We start from the raw sequence: 4,746 nt of genomic DNA, 5'->3' as shown, positions 1-4,746 counted from the left end.
CGCTTGCCGGCAGGACTACGAAGACAAGCGTCCGCGCGACCGCTACGTCAATGAAAGCAAGCGCCTCCTGGGCGTGATGGAGCAGCGCCTGACGCACAGCCAGTGGCTGGGCGGCGATGCCTATTCGATTGCCGACATCGCCACCTTCCCGTGGATCCGCAACCTGATCGGCTTCTATGAAGCGGCCGAACTGGTCGGGTTCCACCACTTCCCGCAGGTGGCCCGCGCACTGGAGGCTTTCGTGGCACGGCCAGCGGTGGTGCGCGGACTCAATATTCCGGCCCGCGGCTAAGCGGCTAAAAGCGGCTAAGTCAGCACGCAGCGCACGCGCCATGCCGATACAGGGTGTAAATCATTTTGCCTCGGCGTGACCGGCGCGTTAACATGGCGCCCATCTCCGCGAACGCAACCAGCCTGCCATGACGATACGTTTTCCGTCGCGCCCCGCCCTCGCCCCTGCTGCCTTGTCTTGCCGTCGTCCCTTGGCGCCCATGCGCCGGCTCCTGCTGGCAGTGCTGTGCGGGTGTTCTCTCTTGAGCGCCCTGCCCGCCAACGCCGTGGACCTGTCGCTGAAGACCATCCGCGTGGGCAATCTGGCACGCGCCTATTTTTCCGAACGCAACAGCATTGGCGAACCGCGACCGCTGATCATCGCGCTTCATGCCAGCGGCTCCAGCGGTTCGCTCATGGCGCGCGCCACCGGCTTGACCGAGATTGCCGAAGCGGCCGGCTACATGATCGTCTATCCCAACGGCACTGGCCTGGCCATCGATGCCCGCACCTGGAATTCGGGCGGCTGCTGCGGTTACGCCCAGATGCACAAGGTCGATGACGTGGCCTTCCTGCGCGCCCTCATCGACAAGCTGGTCAAGGATGGCTTGGCCGATCCGCAGCGGGTCTATCTGGTGGGGGTCTCCAATGGTGGCATGATGGCCTACCGCATGGCGGCCGAGGCACCGGAACTGTTCAAGGCGGTGGCCGTGGTCAGCGCCGTGCTGGACGTGCCGCCCGAGACCGTCAAGGCGCCCATGCCGCTGCTGCACATCCACGGCAGCGATGATCCTTTCATCCCCTTCCTGGGCGGCATCGGCAAGCAGGAAGTCTCGCAGTTGCCGCGCCTGTCGGTGGCACGCAGCATCGAAGCCTTCATCAAGGCCGATGGCGCGGCACCGCGCCCGAGCGTGACCGACATCCCCGATACCGCCAATGACGGTACCACCATCCGCCAATACACCTATGCCAGCAAGAGCGACCCGCAAGCGGTGGTGCTCTATGAGGTCAAGGGCGGCGGTCATGCCTGGCCCGGTGGCGTGGCCCCCATCATCAATGGCGGCAAGTCTTCCCAGAACCTCGATACCTCGCGCACCGTGATCAACTTCTTCAACGCCCACGGCGGCGGTCGCCAAAGCGAACCGGAAGACGACAGCCTGCCACCGGGCGCGACGCCGCTGCCGGCAGCAGCCGGCACGCCAGCCGGTGCTGCGACCAAGACGCCCGCGAGCACTGCCCCGGTCGCGCCTGCCCCCAAGCCGATGCCGCCCGGCATGAAAGGCCAGGCCCCACGCTGAAGCTGCCAGCCCGAGCAAATCGCACTATCATAACGAGCAGCGTTCAACCTTCTTCGCCACGACAATGAAAAGACTCCTGACCAGCATCCTGATCGCCATCGTCCTGTATTTCCTGCTGCCCTTCGTGGGCAAGCTGATTCCGCATTACCGCCTGGCCGTGATCTGCATCACCGCCGGCATCGTCTCCTTCGCGATCTCGACGCTGATGGACAAGACCTGAATCCGGTCCGGGCTCGCCCAGCAAAACGGCCGCAACGTCTTCACGTTGCGGCCGTTTTGCTTGTTGCTCGGTTCAGCATTCTCCCTTGCGCGCATGACCGGGAGGACAATCACGTCCAGGGCCGGGGCCGGGACCGGGGCCCGGTCCGCGACGATCATCATCCCAATCGCGCGGACCCGGACCTCGTCCAGGAGGCGGACCGCCGCGCCAGCCGCCACGATCCAGCTCCCAGCCACGCGGCCCCTGGTGCCATACCGGTTGGGCATAGACGTAACCGGGACGCTCGCGCAACCACTGACCCTCGCGCCAGAGATGACGATGGCCATCCCAGTCCCAAAATCCCGGTACCCAGACATAGCCATGGCGCGGCGGCGGCAGGATCTCCTCGCGCGGCGGCGGCGGTGCGCCGATGTTGATGTTGACCGACACTTGCGCCTGGGCAACGGGCAACACGGCAGAGGACGCCGCCAGCGCCACCAGGCTGGTGAGTATTATTTTTTTCATCATATAGAACAGTGAGGGAGTGAAGATATTGCTCTGACCTCAGCCGGGTCTGTACAGTTCCAGCCTGGCCTGCCGGCCTCAATTGCCCTTGGCATTCTTGAACATGGTCTTGATCCCGCGAATGGCCTGGCGGATGCGGGACTCGTTTTCGATCAGGGCGAAGCGCACGTATTCATCGCCGTAGTCACCAAAGCCAATGCCGGGCGAAACGCACACCTTGGCCTGTTCCAGCAAGATGCGCGAAAACTCCAGCGAACCGAACTGGCGATATGGCTCCGGGATGCGCGCCCAGATGTACATCGAGGCCTTGGGCACATCGACCATCCAGCCGGCCTCGTGCAAGCCCTTGACCAGCACGTTGCGGCGCTTCTCGTAATTGGCGCGGATCTCTTCCACGCAAGACTGGTCACCCTCCAGCGCGGCAATCGCCGCCACCTGCACCGGCGTGAAGCTGCCATAGTCGTGATAGCTCTTGATGCGCGCCAGTGCCGCCACCAGGCGCGCATTGCCGACCATGAAGCCGATCCGCCAGCCGGCCATGTTGTAGCTCTTGGAGAGCGTGAAGAATTCCACCGCGACCTCGCGCGCACCCGGCACCTGCATGATGGACGGCGCTTTCCAGCCATCGAAGGTGATATCGGCATAGGCCAGGTCATGCACCACCAGGATCTGGTGTTCACGCGCCAGCTTGACGACACGCTCGAAAAATTCCAGCTCCACGCATTGCGCCGTCGGATTGGAGGGGAAGCCCAGGATCATCATCTTGGGCTTGGGGTAGCTCTCGCGCACCGCGCGTTCCAGCTCATCGAAAAAATCCACGCCCGGGCTCATGCGCACCGAGCGGATATTGGCGCCGGCAATGACCGCGCCATAGATGTGGATGGGGTAGCTGGGATTGGGCACCAGCACGGTATCGCCCTTGTCCAGCGTGGCCAGCATCAGGTGCGCCAGTCCCTCCTTGGAGCCGATGGTGACGATGGCTTCGCTGTCGGGATCGAAGTCGACCTGGTAGCGGCTGCGGTACCAGTGGGCAATGGCGCGGCGCAGGCGCGGGATGCCCTTGGAGGAGGAATAGCCGTGGGTGTCGGGGCGCTGCGCGACTTCCACCAGCTTCTCGACGATGTGCGGCGGCGTGGGGCCATCCGGGTTGCCCATGGACATGTCGATGATGTCCTCGCCGCGACGGCGCGCAGCCATCTTCAGTTCGGCGGTGATGTTGAAGACGTAGGGCGGCAGGCGTTCGATGCGTGGAAAGCTGACCGGGAAGGCGTCGTGAGCAACGGCAGAAGAAACAGCAGGAGAAGCAGAAACGGCAGGCGTGCGCGAGGAATCGCGCGAATCGGCGGATTGCGTCATGGAGGACTTTCACGTAAGCGCCCGGAACCGTCCGAGCGACGTTGGAACCAATGTTCCGTTGCCGATTCTATGCGCGAAACTTCACCGGCACAAGTCTAGATGAGCCAGGAAGATCGATAGATGCCCTTTTCCTTCATTTATTCGTATTTCCGGGCATCTTCAATGACCTTGCCATCGTTGGGCAGGCTGCCCGGCGCCACCAGCAAGACTTCGCCACGCAGCTTGGTGACCTCGCGCAAGCTACCGGCCAGCGCAGCGACATCGATGGCCGGGTGTTCCGGGTCGCCCACTTCGCAATGCAGGGTCATGACGTCATTGGCCATCTCGCCCGAGACCACCAGGCGCGCGCGCAGCACGTCGCCATGCCGGCGCAGCACGTCCGCCACCTGCGAGGGATGCACGAACATGCCGCGCACCTTGGTGGTCTGGTCGGCGCGTCCCATCCAGCCCTTGATGCGGGTATTGGTCCGCCCGCAGGGAGAAACGCCCGGCACCACCGCCGACAGGTCGCCGGTGCCGAAGCGGATCAGCGGATAGTCGGGATTGAAGGAGGTCAGCACCACCTCCCCCACCTCGCCCTCGGCCACCGGATCGCCGGTACCGGGCCGCACGATTTCCAGGATCAGCGCTTCGTCCAGCACCATGCCGGGATGCACCACGCCGTCGCTCATGGTCTCGTAGGCGATATTGCCGATATCGGCCGAGGCATACAGTTGCAGCACCTGCGCCACGCCGTGTTCATGGAACCAGTGGCGCAGCGAGGGCGGCAGCGCTTCGGCGCTGACCAGGGCGCGCTGCACGCTGGAGATATCGGCACCCATCTCCTGCGCCTTCTCGATGATGATCTTCAGGAACGAGGGCGTGCCGACATAGGCATCGGGCTTCAAAGCCGCCATCGCATTGACCTGCAATTCGGTCTGGCCGATGCCGGCCGGGATCACCGCGCAACCGAGACGGGCCGCTGCGCCTTCGACATGAAAGCGGCCGGCGTGAAGTGATAGGCAAAACAGTTCTGCAGGATATGCCCGCCCTGTAGTCCGAGTGCCTTCAGCGCACTGGCAAAGCGCCACCAATCCGCGCCCTGCCCCTCGGGATCGT

Annotated in this window: 5 protein-coding genes and 1 pseudogene; 3 read left to right on the top strand and 3 right to left on the bottom strand. The window is 64.0% G+C overall.

Going from position 1 to position 4,746, the window contains the following annotated elements; translation table 11 throughout:
* The 3 genes from I5W_RS16865 to I5W_RS32545 all read left to right on the top strand — a co-directional run.
* A partial coding sequence (locus I5W_RS16865; RefSeq protein WP_044530090.1) for a glutathione binding-like protein occupies positions 1-292 on the top strand: 292 nt, incomplete at its 5' end.
* 199 nt (positions 293-491) lie between these two features.
* Positions 492-1,568 (top strand): alpha/beta hydrolase family esterase, encoded by a 1,077-nt coding sequence (locus I5W_RS16860; protein WP_199901754.1) that lies wholly within the window; start codon positions 492-494, stop codon positions 1,566-1,568.
* A gap of 64 nt (positions 1,569-1,632) precedes the next feature.
* Entirely contained in the window at positions 1,633-1,788 is a 156-nt protein-coding gene (locus I5W_RS32545; protein ID WP_017450510.1) for a hypothetical protein, read from the top strand.
* 72 nt (positions 1,789-1,860) lie between these two features.
* On the opposite strand, the gene I5W_RS16855 is transcribed toward I5W_RS32545, so the two are convergent.
* The 3 genes and pseudogenes from I5W_RS16855 to I5W_RS16845 form a co-directional block, all read right to left on the bottom strand.
* The gene (locus I5W_RS16855; RefSeq protein ID WP_044530088.1) at positions 1,861-2,295 is read right to left on the bottom strand and encodes a YXWGXW repeat-containing protein; all 435 of its coding nucleotides are present in this window, start codon (positions 2,293-2,295) and stop codon (positions 1,861-1,863) included.
* 75 nt (positions 2,296-2,370) lie between these two features.
* On the bottom strand, positions 2,371-3,648 hold the full coding sequence (gene alaC, locus I5W_RS16850) for an alanine transaminase (protein WP_044530087.1): 1,278 nt from the start codon (positions 3,646-3,648) through the stop codon (positions 2,371-2,373).
* A gap of 137 nt (positions 3,649-3,785) precedes the next feature.
* Positions 3,786-4,746: pseudogene (locus I5W_RS16845) on the bottom strand (phenylacetate--CoA ligase family protein); the annotation flags it as partial.

It is taken from the genome of Herbaspirillum sp. B65 (assembly GCF_000333555.1).
GTDB classification, from domain to species: Bacteria; Pseudomonadota; Gammaproteobacteria; order Burkholderiales; family Burkholderiaceae_D; genus Herbaspirillum; species Herbaspirillum rubrisubalbicans.
The sequence above is the reverse complement of the archived record's forward strand: the minus strand, read 5'-3'. Positions and strand labels throughout refer to the sequence as shown.

Bases quoted from the DNA above. Each gene is read 5' to 3' on its own strand.
- alaC (WP_044530087.1), bottom strand. From the start codon at position 3,648: ATGACGCAATCCGCCGATTCGCGCGATTCCTCGCGCACGCCTGCCGTT.
- I5W_RS16855 (WP_044530088.1), bottom strand. From the start codon at position 2,295: ATGATGAAAAAAATAATACTCACCAGCCTGGTGGCGCTGGCGGCGTCC.
- I5W_RS16860 (WP_199901754.1), top strand. From the start codon at position 492: ATGCGCCGGCTCCTGCTGGCAGTGCTGTGCGGGTGTTCTCTCTTGAGC.
- I5W_RS32545 (WP_017450510.1), top strand. From the start codon at position 1,633: ATGAAAAGACTCCTGACCAGCATCCTGATCGCCATCGTCCTGTATTTC.